We start from the raw sequence: 16,179 nt of genomic DNA on the forward strand, positions 1-16,179 counted from the left end.
CGCATGGGAGCCCGGCGCCGCCGGGCTTTTTCATTTCTTGAGGCCGGGCTTGTCGCCCACGCGGGTCTCGAGGAAGTCGAGCAGCGCGCGCAGCGCGGCGCTGTTGTGGCGCCGCTGCAGGTAGACGGCCGACAGCCACATGTCCTTGCGCGCATAGTCCTGCAGCACCGGCACCAGCTCGCCCTGGTCGATGTGCGACTGCACCAGGATCGAGGGCAGGTAGATCACGCCGAAGCCGCGCATCGCGATGCGGATCAGCGGCGCGCCCTCGGTGCAGTCCATGCGGCTCCTGACGTGCACGTCGAGCGGCTCGCCGCCGTCGTCGAAGCGCCAGACCGGCTGGGCGCCGAGCAGCGAGTGGGTGAGCGCCTCGTGGTCCGCCAGGTCGCGCGGATGCTCGGGCTTGCCGTGCTTCTTCCAGTAGACCGGCGAGGCGCACACCACCATGTTCATGAGCCGCAGCTTGCGCATGATCAGGTTGGCGTCCTCCACCGGGCCGCTGCGGATGTCGACGTCGATGCCTTCCTCGGCGAGGTCGACCGTCCGGTTGGTCAGCTGCAGGCTGATGCGCACGTCGGGGTAGTGGCGCATGAAGTCGGCCAGCAGGTTGGGGAACTCGCCGTTGCCCATGCCGTGCGGCGCCGAGATGCGCAGCCGGCCGCCGGGCTGGCTCGCGCGCTCCTGCAGCTCGGCCTGCGTGAGCTCGACCATCTCGAGCACCGGCGTGCTGCGCTCCAGCAGCAGCTGGCCGGCGTCGGTGAGGCTCACCGAGCGCGTGGAGCGGTTGAGCAGGCGCACGCCGAAGCGGGTCTCGAGTTCGGCGACATACTTGCTGACCGTGGCCTTGGACATGTCGAGCCGCTTGGCCGCCTGCGAGAAGCTGCCATGCGCCGCGACTTCGCGAAAGGTTCTGATCAGGTCGAGGCTGTCCATGGATGTCGTGCCGGTAGCGCTGGGCGATGGCGCGATTCTCAAGGGTTTTTCTTAGCATGGCCGCGCGGCACTTTCGTGGCGCGCCGCGACTCGCACGCAGGCAAGGATGCATTCGATGACACGTACTTTTCGATTCCATGCGGCCCTCGCGCCGGCGATGCTGGCACTGGCGGCCCTGTGGCTGCCGGCCGGCGGGGCGCTCGCCCAGGCCTTTGATCCGATCCGGCCGATCGGCCCCGGCGCGGACCGCGCCGCGCTGGCCGCCGAAGCCGCCGCGGCGGCGCGCGCCGGCAATGCGTATGGCGACGTGGAGGCCGAGCGGCCGCTCGCCGCGCCGCGCACCGGCGGGCGCGACCGCGCGGCGGTACGCGCCGAGGCGGTGGCGGCCTCGCACGACCCGAGCCTGAACCTCGACCGCCGCGCCTTTGTCAACAGCGAGATCCCGCCGCAGATCAAGGCCGTGCCGGGCACGCCGCGTACCGGGCGCTGAGCATGCGGCGGGGCGGAATGGCCCGCTGCGCGCCCAGGTTAATGACTGAACGGTCGACCTGACATTGTTTCAATACCGGAAACACCGTGTCTCTGAACCGGGTGTTTTCCCGAACGATTTCGCCTTGAAACTCGCCGCACAGGCGAGCCGATTCGCGCGCCTGGTGGCTAAACCCTCCGACGTACCGTATCAAGGACAAACGAAATGAAGACCTCGCACATCATCGCCGCCGCCGCTCTGGCCCTCGTTGCCGCCGCTGGCGCCCAAGCCGAAACCTATGAAGGCGTGACCCAGGCCGTCTCGACCAAGAGCCGCGACGAAGTCAACACCGAAGCCGTGCGCGCCGCCGCCGCTCCGAACCAGAACGTGACCCGCGGCTCGCGCGGCCCGGAAACGGTCGCCGTGTCGAAGGACCGCGCCCTGGTCGAAGCCGAAGCGATCCGCACCGCCGCCGCTCCCGACCAGAACGTGACCTCGGGTTCGCGCGTGAACAGCAAGGTCATCTCGACCATGCAACACCCGCTCGACGCACGCGTCCAGGCCCAGCAAGGCACCGGCGCCACCGCCAAGTAAGCTGTCGCACGGCACCGGGCGGCCTTCGGGCCGTTCGCATCCGGACGAGAAAAAGCCACGCGGAGATCGCTCCGCGTGGCTTTTTTTCATGCGCGTTCGGTCAGCGCGTGCGCGCGAGGTAGCGCTTGCGCCAGAAGATCAGCACCAGCAGCACCGCGATCGCGAGCATCGAGCCCATGGCGATCCAGAAGCCGTCGGCCTTGTGCACCAGCGGGATGAACTCGAAGTTCATGCCGAAGATGCCGGCGATCAGGTTCAGCGGCAGGAACACGGCGGTGAGCACCGTCAGCACCCGCATGATGTCGTTGGCCCGGTGGCCCTGCACGCTGAAATGCATCTGCACCGCGGTCTCGGCGTTCTGCTCGAGCCGGCGCACGTGGTGCACCACGCGCTCGATGTGCTCGAGCACGTCGCGGCTGCGGATCATCACCAGCTCGCGCTCGCGCCCCTCGGCCGCGTCCTTGGGCGGCGGCAGGGTCTCGAGGTTGTCGAGCCAGTCCTGCATGGCGGCGCGCTGGTCCTCGCAGATCTCGTCGAGGTGGTGCAGCGACTGGCGCGATTCCATCAGCGCGCCCCAGTTGGTGAAGCGGCTGCGCGGGTCGATGAGCTCGGCCTGCCAGTGGTCGAGCTGCTTCGTGAGCTCGCGCCGCAGGTCGAGGTAGCCGTCGACGATCTGGTTGATGACGCGCAGCATCAGGTCGGCCGGGCTGGTGGGCACGCGGTTCGTGACCGCGCGCACGTCGAGCGCCGGCGTGCCGCGGTCGCCGGGCGCGGCGGCCGCCAGCAGGCGCGCGGCGAAGACGTCGCGCACCGCGCCGTCCTCGGGATGCACCGACAGCAGCACGCGGTCGAACACGGCGAAGCCGACCGGGCGGGTGTCGATGCGGCGCAGCACGGGCGGGCCGCCGCGCGGGCGCGGGGCCGGGGCGGCGGCGGGTGGCGCGGTCGAAGCGGGCGGCGCCGGCTGGCCGTTGCCGCTCGCGAGCCGGCGGAACACCAGCACGTCGTACTGCGAGGTGTAGTCGCTGTGCGAGGGCAACTGGTCGTTCAGCAGGTCGGCCACGTGCAGGTCGACCAGCTGGGTCTGGCACAGCGTCTGCAGGATCTGCTGCACCTCGGGCAGCGAGGCGCGGAATTCGTCGCGCGTGAGCGAGATCCAGAGATAGCTGGCGGCGCTGCAGGAGCCGGGCAGGGCCAGCGGCGCCAGCGCGGCATGCTCGCTGACCTGCGAGCTGTTGATTTCGAAGATTCGCATCGCGCGCCCCCGTGCTTGCTCAAGATGGCCCGAACCGAAGGCCGGGCGGCCCCATTGTGCTACTTAGTTTGTAGCAGGCGGGCAGCGTCGAGCGCGAAGTAGGTGAGGATGCCGTCGGCGCCCGCGCGCTTGAAGGCCAGCAGGCTCTCGAGCACCACGGCGTCGTGGTCGAGCCAGCCGTTCTGGGCCGCGGCCTTGAGCATCGCGTACTCGCCGCTCACCTGGTAGGCGAAGGTCGGCACGCGGAACTCGTCCTTCACGCGGCGCACGATGTCCAGGTAGGGCATGCCGGGCTTCACCATCACCATGTCGGCGCCCTCGGCGATGTCGATTCCCACCTCGCGCAGCGCTTCGTCGCTGTTGCCCGGGTCCATCTGGTAGACCTTCTTGTTGCTCTTGCCGAGGTTGGCGGCCGAGCCGACCGCGTCGCGGAACGGGCCGTAGAAAGCGCTCGCGTACTTGGCGCTGTAGGCCATGATCCGCGTGTGCACGTCGCCGCGCGCTTCGAGCGCCTGGCGGATCGCGCCGATGCGCCCGTCCATCATGTCGCTGGGCGCCACGATGTCGACGCCGGCCTGCGACTGTGTGAGCGCCTGCTTCACCAGCACTTCGACCGTGGGGTCGTTGAGGATGTAGCCGCTGTCGTCGAGCAGGCCGTCCTGGCCGTGGCTGGTGTAGGGGTCGAGCGCGACGTCGGTCATCACGCCCAGTTCGGGAAAGCGCGCCTTGAGCGCCGCCACCACGCGCGGGATCAGGCCGTCGGGGTTGAAGGCCTCGTCGCCGGCCGGGGTCTTGAGGCTCGCGTCGATCACCGGGAACAGCGCCATCACCGGGATGCCGGCCGTCACGCACTGCTCGGCCACGGGCAGCAGCAGGTCGAGGCTCAGGCGTTCCACGCCCGGCATCGAGGCCACCGCGTCACGCCGGCCGCTGCCTTCCTGCACGAACACCGGGTAGATCAGGTCGTGCGTGGTGAGGGCGTTTTCCCGCACCAGGTTGCGCGTGAAGGCGTCGCGGCGAAGGCGGCGCGGGCGCCCGGCGGGGAAGGCGGCGAAGGAGGAAAGGGTGGAGCTCATGCGGAAAATTGTGCCCGAACTAAAGTTCCTGACCTGTTGTCGCGGATGGGACCAGTTGTCCGACAACTACGGAAATTAGTAGTACCAAAGTAATAAATTTTTACCCGAGAATGTTAATTAAAGCGCAGCAGTCGCTTGAAACCTTGTTTCGTCTTTGTTAAATTCTGCCCCGGACGGCTTGCCGTCCCCCGCTTTTCCTCCCTGAGCGGGTGCCTTGATGTGTGACAGCAAAAGGGCTTCCCAGCCCGACGTGAAGACGTCGGGCTTTTTTTTGTCCGCCGCTTTCGTGGGGGCCGCCGAAACCGGGTGCCTGGGGGCGGGGAGCGGCCACTAAACTGGCCGCCATGCTCTGGGTCAAGTCCTTCCACATCGTCTTCATCGCCAGCTGGTTCGCCGGCCTGTTCTACCTGCCCCGGATCTTCGTCAACCTCGCGATGGTGCCGCCCGAGTCGCTCGCCGAGCGCGAGCGCCTGCTGCTGATGGCGCGCAAGCTGCTGCGCTTCACCACCTTCCTGGCCGTGCCGGCGCTGGGCTTCGGCCTCTGGCTGTGGCTGGGCTACGGCATCGGGCGCGGCCCGGGCAACGGCTGGATGCACGCCAAGCTGGCGCTGGTGCTGGTGGCGATCGGCTACCACCACGGCTGCGCGGTGCTGCTGCGTCGCTTCCTGGCCGGCGAGAACCGGCGCAACCATGGCTGGTACCGCTGGTTCAACGAGCTGCCGGTGCTGCTGCTGCTGGCGATCGTGATCCTGGTCGTGGTCAAGCCCTTCTGACGGCGGTGGCGACGCAGCACAAGTCCGCAGCGCTGCCCCTTGCGCTGGCCTATGCGGCGCTGATCGTCTACGCGAGCCTCTATCCCTTCGCCGACTGGCGCGACCAGGGCATCGCGCCCTGGGCCTACCTGTGGGCGCCCTGGCCCAAGTACTGGACCGGCTTCGACTTCGCGATCAACGTCGCGGGATACGTGCCCTTCGGATTTCTCTGCGCGCTGTCGGTGCTGCGCACCCGCAGCACGGCGAGCAACGGCCGCGCCGTGCTGCGCGCCACGCTGGCGGGCGTGGCGGTGTCCTTCGCGATGGAAACACTGCAGAGCTACCTGCCGGTGCGCATTCCCTCGAACGTCGACCTGGGCCTGAACAGCGCCGGCGCGCTGCTGGGCGCCGTGCTGGCGGTGGCGCTCGAGCGCTTCGGCGCGGTCGCGCACTGGGGGCGGGTCCGGGCGCAATGGTTCGGCGACGACGCCCGCGGCGCACTGGTACTGCTCGCGCTGTGGCCGTTCGCGCTGCTGTTCCCGGCCGCCGTGACCTTCGGCCTGGGCCAGGTGTTCGAACGGCTCGAGGCGGCGATCTCCGAATGGCTGCTCGACACCCCGTTCATCGACTGGCTGCCGGTGCGCCAGTTCGAGCTCGAGCCGCTGGTGCCGGCGGTCGAGCTGTTGTGCGTGATGCTGGGCGCGCTGGTGCCCTGCCTGCTCGGCTATCTGGCGGCGCGCACGGTGGTGCAGCGCGCGGTGCTGCTGCCGCTGATCCTGCTGACGGGCGTGGCGGCCTCCGGGCTGTCGGCCGCGCTGAGCTACGGCCCCGACCATGCCTGGGCCTGGCTCGGGTTGCCGGCGCAGGTCGGCATCGCGGCGGCGCTGTTCGCCGGGGTGGCGCTGCTGTTCGCGCCGCGGCGCCTGTGCGGCGCGCTGCTGCTGGTGGCGCTGGTGCTGCAGCTGAGCCTGCTGAACCAGGCGCCCGAGAGCGCCTATTTCGCGCAGACGCTGGCGACCTGGGAGCAGGGGCGCTTCATCCGCTTCCACGGGCTGGCCCAGTGGCTGGGCTGGTTCTGGCCGTTCGGGGTGCTGGCCTACGTGATCTTCCTGCTGTCGCGGCGCAGCCGGGCGCCGGCCGCCTGAGGGGGAAGGTCCGGGCGCGCGGGCGGCGGTCCTAGAATCCGCCGATGTCCACCCCCGCCAGCCACGCCGCGCCTTCGGGCTACTACGGCCGCCACATCTTCTTCTGCCTCAACGAACGCAAGAACGGCGAGGATTCCTGCGCCATGCACAACGCCCAGCAGGGCTTCGACCGCTGCAAGTCCAGGGTCAGGGAGGAGGGGCTCTCGGGGCCCGGCAAGGTGCGCGTCAACAAGGCCGGCTGCCTCGACCGCTGCGCCGGCGGCCCGGTCGCCGTGGTCTATCCCGAGGCGGTCTGGTACACCTTCGTCGATGCCGACGACATCGACGAGATCGTCGACTCGCACCTGAAGAAGGGCGAGATCGTCGAGCGCCTGCTGCTGCCGCCCGACGTCGGGCGCTGAACTTTTCGCCCGGGCCTGCGCTCGTACCGTGCTCGCCGCAGGCACCCCTCTCACTGTCGGCCTGCCGGCCCGTTCCACTCTGAGCCTCATGAATTCCCAGACCGAAAAGATCAGCCTCCAGGGCGCCGCCGGTGCCATCGAGGTGCAGCGCGACCAGCCGGCCGAGGCCGCGCGCGGCATCGCCGTCATCGCCCATCCCCATCCGCTGTTCGGCGGCACCATGGACAACAAGGTGGTGCAGACCCTCGCGCGCGCCTTCATCGCCTGCGGCTGGACCGCGGTGCGCTTCAACTTCCGCGGCGTCGGCGCCAGCCAGGGCGTGCACGACGAGGGCCGCGGCGAGCTCGAGGACATGCTGAACGTCGTCGGCCAGCTCGCGCCCGAGGGCCCGCTGGCGATCGCCGGCTTCTCGTTCGGCGCTTTCGTCGCGAGCGGCGCGGTCGAGAAGCTCTGGGCAGCGCGCGACGTGCGGCAGATCGTGCTGGTCGGCACCGCCGCCGCGCGCAACACCGTGGCCGTGCTGCCGCCCGAGGCCCACGAGCGCACGCTGGTGGTCCACGGCGAGGCCGACGACACGGTGGCGCTGTCGGCCGTCATGGACTGGGCGCGGCCGCAGTCACTTCCTGTCACAGTCGTCCCCGGGGGCGGCCATTTCTTTCACGGACAATTGCCGCTGCTCAAGAGCCTGGTCTCGCGCCATCTGCGCGCGGACAACCCGGCCGCCTGAAAGCCTGGCTTGCAGGCACGTCTTCGTTTCTTTCCCATCGCTCCCATGAATCGCTTCCTCCACGGTGCCCGCGCGCTGTTGCTCGCCGCCGCCGCTTCCGTCTGCCTGATCGCCGCCGCCCAGGTGCCCGCACCCCCCGAGATCGCCGCGCGCAGCTACCTGCTGCTCGACGTGACGGCCAACCAGATCCTCGCGCAGAAGGACATCGACAGCCCGGTCGAGCCCGCATCGCTGACCAAGCTGATGTCGGCCTATATCGTGTTCGACGCGCTGCGCGCCAAGAAGATCACCCTGACGCAGACGATGCCGGTCAGCCCGCGCGCCTGGAAGATGCCGGGCTCGCGCATGTTCATCGACCCGAAGATGCAGGTGCCGGTGGAAGACCTGATCAAGGGCCTGATCGTGCAGTCGGGCAACGACGCCACCGTGGCGCTGGCCGAGGGCGTGGGCGGCACGGTCGAGCATTTCGTCGAGATGATGAACGCCCAGGCCAAGGTGCTGGGCATGAAGAACACCACCTACAAGAACCCCGAGGGCCTGACCGCGCCCGGCCACACCACGACCGCGCGCGACCTCAGCATCCTGGCGACCCGGCTGGTGCGCGACTTCCCCGAGGAAGCCAAGTACTACGCGATCAAGAAGTACCGCTACCCGGGCACGCCCTCGACCAACGACACCAACCGCAACCTGCTGCTGTTCCGCGATCCGACCGTCGACGGACTGAAGACCGGCCATACCGAAGCCGCCGGCTACTGCATGATCGCCACCGCCAAGCGCGACTTCCCGAACCTGACCGGCGGCCGCCGCCTGCTGTCGATCGTGCTCGGCACCTCGGGCGAGACCGTGCGCGCCAATGAATCGCAGAAGCTGCTGAACTGGGGCTACACCGCCTACGACGCCGTGCGCCTGTTCGACGGCGGCCAGCCCGCGGCCACGCCGGCGGTCTGGAAGGGCAAGCAGAACGTGCTCAAGCTCGGCCGCCCCGAGCCGATCGTGGTCGCCGTGCCCGCGGGCACCGCCAGCAAGCTCAAGACCCAGATCGCGCGCCCCGACCCGCTGGTGGCGCCGTTCACCAAGTACCAGCCCGTGGGCACGCTCAAGGTCACGCTCGACGACCAGCCGGTGGCCGAGGTGCCGCTGGTGGCGCTGGAGCCGGTCGAGCAGGCCGGCATGCTGGGCCGCGCCTGGGATGCGGTCCGACTCTGGATCAAGTAACCGGCAGGGCAGGGAGCCGGCGGTTTCAGGCCGGCGGCAGGGGGCGGAATGCCTCCAAAGCCGGCTGACTTTGCCGTTTCACGAGCCCGCTGCTATACTCGTGGGCTTTTCGGAAAATTCCGAAGGGATTCACGTTTGCGTCATCTCCCGGTTCCTGAGTCACGATCAGGGCGCCGCAAGGCAGTTCCGGGGTATTTCTCGTTTTGGGACTAATTCATTCATGCCAACCATCAATCAACTGGTGCGTCAGGGCCGGACGGTCGAAAAGATCAAGTCCAAGAGCCCTGCCATGCAGAACTCGCCGCAACGTCGCGGTGTCTGCACCCGGGTCTACACCACGACTCCCAAGAAGCCGAACTCGGCACTTCGTAAAGTTGCCAAGGTCCGCCTGACCAACGGCTTCGAAGTCATCTCCTACATCGGCGGCGAAGGCCACAACCTGCAGGAACACAGCGTCGTGCTGGTTCGCGGCGGTCGTGTCAAGGACTTGCCCGGTGTGCGCTACCACATCGTGCGCGGTTCGCTCGACCTGCAAGGCGTGAAAGACCGCAAGCAGTCGCGTTCCAAGTACGGCGCGAAGCGTCCCAAGAAGGCCTGATCAGGTTCTTCTTTCAGTAGTTGTTTCATCGGTGTTCGAGTGCCTTGGCGGGCATGTCGAGCGTAGTGACCCGAAGTTGGGTCGAGTAAGTGAGGGTCCGAGTCGACTCTCGCGGTGCCGGAGACGGTGCCAACTGAAGCAAAGAGGTTAAGAAAATGCCACGTCGTCGCGAAGTCCCCAAACGTGAAATCCTGCCGGATCCCAAGTACGGCAATGTCGAGCTGTCGAAGTTCATGAACGTGATCATGGAAGGCGGCAAGAAGGCTGTTGCCGAGCGCATCATCTATGGCGCGCTCGACTTCATCGAGAAGAAGAACCCGGACAAGGACCCCCTCGAGGCGTTCACCGTTGCCATCAACAACGTGAAGCCGATGGTCGAAGTGAAGTCGCGCCGCGTCGGCGGTGCGAACTATCAAGTGCCGGTCGAAGTCCGTCCCGTCCGCCGCCTCGCCCTGTCGATGCGCTGGATCAAGGAAGCCGCCCGCAAGCGTGGCGAGAAGTCGATGGCCCTGCGTCTGGCCAACGAACTGATGGAAGCCACGGAAGGCCGTGGCGGCGCGATGAAGAAGCGCGACGAAGTGCACCGCATGGCGGAAGCCAACCGGGCGTTCAGCCACTTCCGCTTCTAAAAACCAAACTTCGCTTGGGCGTTGGGTGTCGGGTGTCGGGCGTATAGCCCGCCCCGGGGCCCAGCGCTCAACGCATTTCAACCCGAAAGTAAATCATGTCCCGCAAGACCCCCATCGAGCGCTACCGCAACATCGGCATCTCCGCGCACATCGACGCTGGCAAGACCACGACGACGGAACGTATCCTGTTCTACACCGGTGTGAACCACAAGATCGGTGAAGTGCACGACGGTGCCGCCACGATGGACTGGATGGAGCAGGAACAAGAGCGCGGCATCACGATCACCTCGGCTGCCACGACCTGCTTCTGGAAGGGCATGGCCCAGAATTTCCCCGAGCACCGCATCAACATCATCGACACCCCCGGCCACGTGGACTTCACCATCGAGGTGGAGCGTTCCATGCGCGTGCTGGACGGCGCCGTGATGGTCTATGACGCCGTCGGCGGCGTGCAGCCCCAGTCGGAAACCGTCTGGCGCCAGGCCAACAAGTACAAGGTTCCCCGTCTCGCGTTCGTCAACAAGATGGACCGCACCGGCGCGAACTTCCTGCGCGTGCGCCAGATGATGATCGACCGCCTGAAGGCCAACCCCGTCGTGATCCAGATCCCGATCGGCGCCGAAGACAAGTTCCAGGGCATCGTCGACCTCGTGAAGATGAAGGCCATCATCTGGGACGAGGACAAGGGCGTGACCTTCACCTACGGTGAAATCCCGGCCGACCTGGTCGACGTCTGCAACGAGTACCACGAGAAGCTGGTCGAAGCAGCCGCCGAAGCGAGCGAAGAGCTCATGAACAAGTACCTCGAAGGCGAGAAGCTCTCCGAAGAGGAAATCAAGAAGGCCCTGCGCCAGCGCACCATCGCCGGCGAAATCCAGCCGATGCTGTGTGGCTCGGCCTTCAAGAACAAGGGCGTGCAGGCCATGCTCGACGCCGTGATCGAGTACATGCCCGCTCCGACGGACATTCCCCCGGTTGCCGGCACCGACGAAAGCGACGCACCGGTGGTGCGTCAGGCCGACGACGAAGAGAAGTTCTCGGCGCTCGCCTTCAAGCTGATGACCGACCCGTTCGTGGGCCAGCTGACCTTCGTGCGCGTCTATTCGGGCGTGCTTTCGAAGGGCGACAGCGTCTACAACCCGGTGCGCGGCAAGAAGGAACGCATCGGCCGTATCGTGCAGATGCACGCGAACAACCGCGAGGAAGTCAGCGAAATCCGCGCCGGCGACATCGCCGCCTGCGTGGGCCTGAAGGAAGTGACCACCGGCGAGACGCTGTGCGATCCCGATTCGGTCGTGACCCTTGAGCGCATGGTGTTCCCGGAGTCGGTGATCTCGCAGGCCGTCGAGCCGAAGACCAAGGCCGACCAGGAAAAGATGGGCATCGCCCTGCAGCGCCTCGCGCAGGAAGACCCGTCGTTCCGCGTCAAGACCGACGAGGAATCGGGCCAGACCATCATTTCGGGCATGGGCGAGCTCCACCTCGAAATCATCGTGGACCGCATGAAGCGCGAGTTCGGCGTGGAAGCCAACGTGGGCAAGCCGCAGGTGGCCTACCGCGAAACGATCCGCAAGACCGTCGAGGAAGCCGAAGGCAAGTTCGTTCGCCAGTCGGGCGGCAAGGGCCAGTACGGCCACGTCGTGCTGAAGATCGAACCCCAGGAAGCCGGCAAGGGCTTCGAGTTCGTCGACGCCATCAAGGGCGGTGTGGTTCCTCGCGAATACATCCCCGCGGTGGAAAAGGGCGTGGTGGAAGCGCTGACGCAAGGCGTGCTGGCGGGCTACCCCGTCGTGGACGTCAAGGTCACGCTGCACTTCGGCTCGTACCACGACGTGGACTCGAACGAAATGGCGTTCAAGATGGCCGCGATCTTCGGTTTCAAGGAAGGTGCCCGCAAGGCCAACCCCGTGATCCTCGAGCCGATGATGGCCGTGGAAGTCGAGACGCCCGAAGACTACGCCGGCAACGTGATGGGCGACCTGTCGTCCCGCCGCGGCATGGTGCAGGGCATGGACGACATGGTCGGTGGCGGCAAGGCCATCAAGGCCGAAGTGCCGCTGTCGGAAATGTTCGGCTACTCGACCACGCTGCGCTCGATGTCGCAAGGCCGCGCCACGTACACGATGGAGTTCAAGCACTACGCCGAAGCTCCGCGTAACGTCGCCGAAGCCATCGTGGCTGCCCGCGCGAAGTAAGCGTTTCAGGAATGCAGGGCCGCGCAGTGCGCGGCCCTTCTTGTCTGCGATCCGGTGCCGTCTCGTTCCCGTGCGAGGCGATCCAGCAATCGGATGCAGACATAAAACCAATACACGGGACTGCTCTTTCAAGGATTGAAAAATGGCAAAAGGTAAATTCACCCGCACGAAGCCGCACGTGAACGTGGGCACGATCGGTCACGTTGACCATGGCAAGACGACGCTGACGGCCGCGATCGCGACGGTGCTGTCGTCGAAGTTCGGCGGCGAAGCGAAGGCCTACGACCAGATCGACGCTGCGCCCGAAGAAAAGGCCCGCGGCATCACGATCAACACCGCGCACGTCGAGTACGAAACGGCCAACCGCCACTACGCACACGTCGACTGCCCCGGCCACGCCGACTACGTGAAGAACATGATCACCGGCGCCGCCCAGATGGACGGCGCGATCCTGGTGTGCTCGGCCGCCGACGGCCCGATGCCCCAGACGCGTGAGCACATCCTGCTGGCTCGCCAGGTGGGCGTGGGCTACATCATCGTGTTCCTGAACAAGTGCGACATGGTCGACGACAAGGAACTGCTCGAGCTGGTCGAGATGGAAGTCCGCGAACTCCTCGACAAGTACGAATTCCCCGGCGACGACACCCCGATCATCCATGGCTCGGCGAAGCTGGCCCTGGAAGGCGACAAGGGCGAGCTCGGCGAAGGCGCGATCATGAAGCTGGCCGAAGCCCTGGACACGTACATCCCGACGCCCGAGCGCGCCGTGGACGGCACGTTCCTGATGCCCGTGGAAGACGTGTTCTCGATCTCGGGTCGCGGCACGGTGGTGACCGGCGCTGTCGAGCGCGGCGTGATCAAGGTCGGTGAAGAAATCGAAATCGTGGGCATCCGCCCGACGGTCAAGACCACCTGCACCGGCGTGGAAATGTTCCGCAAGCTGCTGGACCAGGGTCAAGCTGGCGACAACGTGGGCGTGCTGCTGCGCGGCACGAAGCGCGAAGAAGTCGAGCGCGGCCAGGTGCTGTGCAAGCCCGGTTCGATCAAGCCGCACACGCACTTCACCGCCGAGGTGTACGTGCTGTCGAAGGACGAAGGCGGCCGTCACACGCCGTTCTTCAACAACTACCGTCCGCAGTTCTACTTTCGCACGACGGACGTGACCGGCGCGATCGAGCTGCCGAAGGATAAGGAAATGGTCATGCCTGGCGACAACGTCAGCATCACCGTGAAGCTGATCAACCCGATCGCGATGGAAGAAGGCCTGCGCTTCGCCATCCGCGAAGGCGGCCGTACCGTGGGTTCGGGCGTCGTGGCCAAGATCCTCGACATCTAAGCCGAACGCAAAGGAAACACCATGGCAACCAAGCAAAAAATCCGCATCCGCCTGAAGGCGTTCGACTACAAGCTGATCGACCAATCGGCCGCCGAGATCGTTGACACCGCGAAGCGCACCGGCGCGATCGTCAAGGGCCCGGTGCCCCTGCCGACTCGCCTGAAGCGTTTCGACATCCTGCGCTCGCCGCACGTCAACAAGACCAGCCGCGACCAGCTCGAGATCCGCACGCACCAGCGCCTGATGGACATCGTCGACCCCACCGACAAGACCGTGGACGCGCTGATGAAGCTCGACCTGCCGGCCGGCGTCGACGTCGAGATCAAGCTGCAGTAAGCAGCATCGAACGAAGCCCGCTCGCGCGCCGAGCGCGGCATCGCTCCTCGAGGCCCGTTCACAGAAATGTGAGCGGGCCTTTGTCATTTGCGCGTCGTCTGTGGCATCCTCGCGCACCACCGGCCATCGATGCGTTGGCCGGAGCTGAATGAGGGCAGCACAAGCTATGAGCCACAGGATTCTTTCTGGTATCGGTTCGGCGTCGATTGCCGCGGCGCTCCTCGCGGGTTGCGGTGGAGGCGGCGGTGGTGGCGGTGGTGGCGGCGGTGGAATCCCGATCGGTTTTCCGCCCCCGGTAATCGGTGGGGTCACGCTCAGCGGCAAGGCCACCTACGACTCGGTGCCCAACAACAGCGGGCCGCTGGTCTATTCGGCCACCGTCGCGAAGCCGGTGCGCGGCGCCTTCGTCGAGGTGCTCGATGCACTGTCGAACCAGGTCGCGGTGACGGCCACCGACGCCAACGGCAACTATTCGGTGTCGGTGCCGGCGAACAGCACGGTGAGCGTTCGTGTCCGAGCCCAGCTCCAGACCGCGGCATGGGACGTCAGCGTGCGGGACAACACCGGCGCCAACACACCGCTCTACTCGATGCAGTCGGCCGCCTTCGCGACCGGCTCCGCGGCGCTGACGCGCGACCTGCGCGCGGATTCGGGATGGGGCGGCTCGAGCTATACCGGGCCCCGCGTATCGGCACCGTTCGCGGTGCTCGATACGGTCTACACCTCGATGCTGAAGGTGCTGTCGGTGGCGCCCGCGACGAACTTCCCGCCGCTGAAGGTGTTCTGGAGCCCGAACAACGTGCCGAGCGGCGGCAGCCTCGCGCTCGGTCAGATCGGCAGCACCTTCTTCACCAACCGCAGCACCGGCCGCGAGATCTACGTGCTCGGCAAGGAGAACGTGGACACCGACGAGTTCGATGCGCCGGTGATCGCGCACGAGTGGGGGCACTACTACCAGTCGTCCTTCAGCCGGGACGATTCGGTCGGTGGATCGCACGACCTGAGCGACCGCCTCGATCGCCGCGTGGCCTTCTCCGAAGGCTGGGGCAACGGCTGGTCGGGCATTGCGCTCGGCCGCAGCAACTATGTCGATTCCCGCGGCGAAGGGCAGGTCGCGCCCGACGTCAGCGTGTCGGTCAACCTGGCGGCGGGGCCATCCAGCAATCCGGGCTGGTACCGCGAGCGCTCGATCCACTCGGTCTTCTGGAATCTCAACCAGCAGGTGGGCTTCAAGCCGATCCACGATGCGATGACCAGCGCGCAGTTCAGGGGCGGCGCCGCCGTGACCTCGATCCATCCGTTCACCGCGGCCTTCAATGCGGCGGCGCCCGGCAGCGCGTCCGCATTGGCGGGCCTCCTGAGCGCGCAGAACATCAGCGCCGGTGCCAACGATCCGTTCGGGGAAGCCGAGGGCAACGGCGGTGGAACGCCGAGCGTGCCGAACGCACTGCCCCTGTACGGCAGCGCCGTGGTGGGCTCGCTCGCCAATGCCTGCGTCTCGACCGTGGCGGGACGCGGCAACAAGCTGGGCAACTACGCCTACCTGCGCTTCGTGGCACCCACCACGCGCGAGTACCAGATCTCGGTGGCGTCGAGCGCGCCGACGGTGAATCCGGATTTCGCCGTGTTCCGCGCCGGCCAGATCCCGCGGTCGGGCAACAAGGTCAGCCTGCCGGCCGGCGAGTACGTGCTGGCCGTCACCGATCTCAACAGCTCGGGCGCGAACTGCATCAGCGTCGCGATCCAGTAAGAGGAATGATGGCCATGACGATTCGCTCGAACACACGGACCGCCATCGCGGCGCTCTCGCTGGCGGTGCTGACGACCTGGGCGCTGGCCGACGGCACGCCGGACTCGCGCGTGCACAAGCGCATGCCGCACAAGGCGGCGGCGGCACCCATGACCACGGCCGTGCAGAAGTCAAACGGCGCCGGTGTCGCGGTGCAGTACCGTGTCGACGGAGTGCCGCGGGCGGGGAGCGCCACGTCGGTGGTGCTGCAGTTCGACGACGTGACCGATCCGCAGGGCGCGTCGGTGCGCTTCACCGCGGACCCCGGCCTGACGCTGCGAAACGGCGCGCCGCTGACGCTTCCCGCCGGCCAACGCAGCACCGCGACGCTGTCGGTCATCGGCGAATCGGACGGGCTGCGCTACCTGAACGTGTTCGTGACCCAGGGCGGCGCGAGCAGCGCCATCTCGATCCCGATCCAGACCGGAGCGGCACCGTTGATGAAGACGCAGGGCGACACCCAGACCACCAAGGAAGGCGACAGCATCGTCACGATGCCCGCCAAATAGGCAAAAAGCGGCCTCCAGGAGCCGTTGCAGCCGCCCCGAAAGGGGCCTTTTCCAGCACTTGCAACCCGCGCAGGACGCGGGCTATAATCGCTGGCTCTGCCCTTGTTGCGTCCGCAAGGTACGTGCAGGTCGGAGATTTATCAACCTTCCCCCGTTGCCGCGAGTCGGTCATACGACTTCGGTCAAACGCTGTCGCCAATTGAAGTGGCAGCGGCGGGAG

At 66.9% G+C, this 16,179-nt stretch carries 17 protein-coding genes; 14 read left to right on the forward strand and 3 right to left on the reverse strand.

Annotated features, from left to right (window positions below):
- Positions 1 to 30: 30 nt before the first annotated feature.
- Complete coding sequence (locus tag ACODT0_RS12030; RefSeq protein ID WP_057595108.1) at positions 31 to 933, reverse strand: LysR family transcriptional regulator; 903 nt, start codon at positions 931 to 933, stop codon at positions 31 to 33.
- Positions 934 to 1,048: 115 nt separating this feature from the next.
- Here ACODT0_RS12030 and ACODT0_RS12035 point away from each other — a divergent pair, with 115 nt between their 5' ends.
- Positions 1,049 to 1,423: an alpha/beta hydrolase gene (locus tag ACODT0_RS12035; RefSeq protein WP_261215248.1), complete on the forward strand. Its 375-nt coding sequence runs from the start codon at positions 1,049 to 1,051 to the stop codon at positions 1,421 to 1,423.
- 204 nt (positions 1,424 to 1,627) lie between these two features.
- Entirely contained in the window at positions 1,628 to 1,996 is a 369-nt protein-coding gene (locus ACODT0_RS12040) for a DUF4148 domain-containing protein (RefSeq protein ID WP_057597508.1), read from the forward strand.
- Positions 1,997 to 2,096: 100 nt separating this feature from the next.
- Here the strand turns inward: ACODT0_RS12040 and ACODT0_RS12045 are convergent, their stop codons facing one another.
- On the reverse strand, positions 2,097 to 3,251 hold the full coding sequence (locus ACODT0_RS12045) for a magnesium transporter CorA family protein (RefSeq protein ID WP_057597509.1): 1,155 nt from the start codon (positions 3,249 to 3,251) through the stop codon (positions 2,097 to 2,099).
- Between the two features lie 59 nt (positions 3,252 to 3,310).
- Positions 3,311 to 4,327, reverse strand: a complete 1,017-nt coding sequence (gene hemB, locus ACODT0_RS12050) for a porphobilinogen synthase (protein WP_261215251.1) — start codon at positions 4,325 to 4,327, stop codon at positions 3,311 to 3,313.
- Between the two features lie 344 nt (positions 4,328 to 4,671).
- Between hemB and ACODT0_RS12055 the strand changes: the two genes are divergently transcribed.
- The 12 genes from ACODT0_RS12055 (at position 4,672) to ACODT0_RS12110 (ending at position 15,959) form a co-directional block, all read left to right on the forward strand.
- The gene (locus ACODT0_RS12055) at positions 4,672 to 5,100 is read left to right on the forward strand and encodes a CopD family protein (protein WP_489041373.1); all 429 of its coding nucleotides are present in this window, start codon (positions 4,672 to 4,674) and stop codon (positions 5,098 to 5,100) included.
- A 5-nt stretch (positions 5,101 to 5,105) separates the two neighbouring features.
- Positions 5,106 to 6,224 (forward strand): VanZ family protein, encoded by a 1,119-nt coding sequence (locus ACODT0_RS12060; protein WP_057597512.1) that lies wholly within the window; start codon positions 5,106 to 5,108, stop codon positions 6,222 to 6,224.
- A 44-nt stretch (positions 6,225 to 6,268) separates the two neighbouring features.
- Positions 6,269 to 6,625, forward strand: coding sequence for a (2Fe-2S) ferredoxin domain-containing protein (locus tag ACODT0_RS12065; protein ID WP_489041374.1), 357 nt, complete (start codon positions 6,269 to 6,271; stop codon positions 6,623 to 6,625).
- Between the two features lie 88 nt (positions 6,626 to 6,713).
- A complete protein-coding gene (locus tag ACODT0_RS12070; protein WP_413761704.1) occupies positions 6,714 to 7,352 on the forward strand; it encodes an alpha/beta hydrolase in 639 nt (212 codons plus the stop codon).
- 45 nt (positions 7,353 to 7,397) lie between these two features.
- The gene (locus ACODT0_RS12075) at positions 7,398 to 8,567 is read left to right on the forward strand and encodes a D-alanyl-D-alanine carboxypeptidase family protein (protein WP_057597515.1); all 1,170 of its coding nucleotides are present in this window, start codon (positions 7,398 to 7,400) and stop codon (positions 8,565 to 8,567) included.
- Positions 8,568 to 8,787: 220 nt separating this feature from the next.
- On the forward strand, positions 8,788 to 9,165 hold the full coding sequence (gene rpsL / locus ACODT0_RS12080) for a 30S ribosomal protein S12 (protein ID WP_057597516.1): 378 nt from the start codon (positions 8,788 to 8,790) through the stop codon (positions 9,163 to 9,165).
- Positions 9,166 to 9,320: 155 nt separating this feature from the next.
- A complete protein-coding gene (gene rpsG / locus ACODT0_RS12085) occupies positions 9,321 to 9,794 on the forward strand; it encodes a 30S ribosomal protein S7 (RefSeq protein WP_007829591.1) in 474 nt (157 codons plus the stop codon).
- 95 nt (positions 9,795 to 9,889) lie between these two features.
- Positions 9,890 to 11,989 carry an elongation factor G gene (gene fusA / locus ACODT0_RS12090; protein WP_057597517.1) on the forward strand — a complete coding sequence of 700 codons (2,100 nt, stop codon included), beginning with the start codon at positions 9,890 to 9,892 and terminating at the stop codon, positions 11,987 to 11,989.
- A gap of 142 nt (positions 11,990 to 12,131) precedes the next feature.
- Complete coding sequence (tuf, locus tag ACODT0_RS12095) at positions 12,132 to 13,325, forward strand: elongation factor Tu (RefSeq protein WP_093356177.1); 1,194 nt, start codon at positions 12,132 to 12,134, stop codon at positions 13,323 to 13,325.
- Positions 13,326 to 13,346: 21 nt separating this feature from the next.
- Positions 13,347 to 13,661: a 30S ribosomal protein S10 gene (rpsJ, locus tag ACODT0_RS12100; protein ID WP_057596142.1), complete on the forward strand. Its 315-nt coding sequence runs from the start codon at positions 13,347 to 13,349 to the stop codon at positions 13,659 to 13,661.
- A gap of 166 nt (positions 13,662 to 13,827) precedes the next feature.
- Positions 13,828 to 15,411, forward strand: a complete 1,584-nt coding sequence (locus ACODT0_RS12105) for a hypothetical protein (RefSeq protein ID WP_489041375.1) — start codon at positions 13,828 to 13,830, stop codon at positions 15,409 to 15,411.
- A 14-nt stretch (positions 15,412 to 15,425) separates the two neighbouring features.
- Positions 15,426 to 15,959: a hypothetical protein gene (locus ACODT0_RS12110; RefSeq protein ID WP_489041376.1), complete on the forward strand. Its 534-nt coding sequence runs from the start codon at positions 15,426 to 15,428 to the stop codon at positions 15,957 to 15,959.
- Positions 15,960 to 16,179 lie beyond the last annotated feature (220 nt).

Source organism: Variovorax sp. FG153, from assembly GCF_057809595.1.

What these genes read in the sequence shown, in the direction of transcription:
- hemB (WP_261215251.1), bottom strand. Translation starts at nt 4,327, where the DNA reads ATGAGCTCCACCCTTTCCTCCTTCGCCGCCTTCCCCGCCGGGCGCCCG.
- fusA (WP_057597517.1), top strand. Translation starts at nt 9,890, where the DNA reads ATGTCCCGCAAGACCCCCATCGAGCGCTACCGCAACATCGGCATCTCC.
- ACODT0_RS12040 (WP_057597508.1), top strand. Translation starts at nt 1,628, where the DNA reads ATGAAGACCTCGCACATCATCGCCGCCGCCGCTCTGGCCCTCGTTGCC.
- ACODT0_RS12070 (WP_413761704.1), top strand. Translation starts at nt 6,714, where the DNA reads ATGAATTCCCAGACCGAAAAGATCAGCCTCCAGGGCGCCGCCGGTGCC.
- ACODT0_RS12075 (WP_057597515.1), top strand. Translation starts at nt 7,398, where the DNA reads ATGAATCGCTTCCTCCACGGTGCCCGCGCGCTGTTGCTCGCCGCCGCC.
- ACODT0_RS12110 (WP_489041376.1), top strand. Translation starts at nt 15,426, where the DNA reads ATGACGATTCGCTCGAACACACGGACCGCCATCGCGGCGCTCTCGCTG.
- ACODT0_RS12045 (WP_057597509.1), bottom strand. Translation starts at nt 3,251, where the DNA reads ATGCGAATCTTCGAAATCAACAGCTCGCAGGTCAGCGAGCATGCCGCG.
- rpsL (WP_057597516.1), top strand. Translation starts at nt 8,788, where the DNA reads ATGCCAACCATCAATCAACTGGTGCGTCAGGGCCGGACGGTCGAAAAG.
- rpsJ (WP_057596142.1), top strand. Translation starts at nt 13,347, where the DNA reads ATGGCAACCAAGCAAAAAATCCGCATCCGCCTGAAGGCGTTCGACTAC.
- ACODT0_RS12035 (WP_261215248.1), top strand. Translation starts at nt 1,049, where the DNA reads ATGACACGTACTTTTCGATTCCATGCGGCCCTCGCGCCGGCGATGCTG.
- ACODT0_RS12105 (WP_489041375.1), top strand. Translation starts at nt 13,828, where the DNA reads ATGAGCCACAGGATTCTTTCTGGTATCGGTTCGGCGTCGATTGCCGCG.
- ACODT0_RS12065 (WP_489041374.1), top strand. Translation starts at nt 6,269, where the DNA reads ATGTCCACCCCCGCCAGCCACGCCGCGCCTTCGGGCTACTACGGCCGC.
- tuf (WP_093356177.1), top strand. Translation starts at nt 12,132, where the DNA reads ATGGCAAAAGGTAAATTCACCCGCACGAAGCCGCACGTGAACGTGGGC.
- rpsG (WP_007829591.1), top strand. Translation starts at nt 9,321, where the DNA reads ATGCCACGTCGTCGCGAAGTCCCCAAACGTGAAATCCTGCCGGATCCC.
- ACODT0_RS12030 (WP_057595108.1), bottom strand. Translation starts at nt 933, where the DNA reads ATGGACAGCCTCGACCTGATCAGAACCTTTCGCGAAGTCGCGGCGCAT.
- ACODT0_RS12055 (WP_489041373.1), top strand. Translation starts at nt 4,672, where the DNA reads ATGCTCTGGGTCAAGTCCTTCCACATCGTCTTCATCGCCAGCTGGTTC.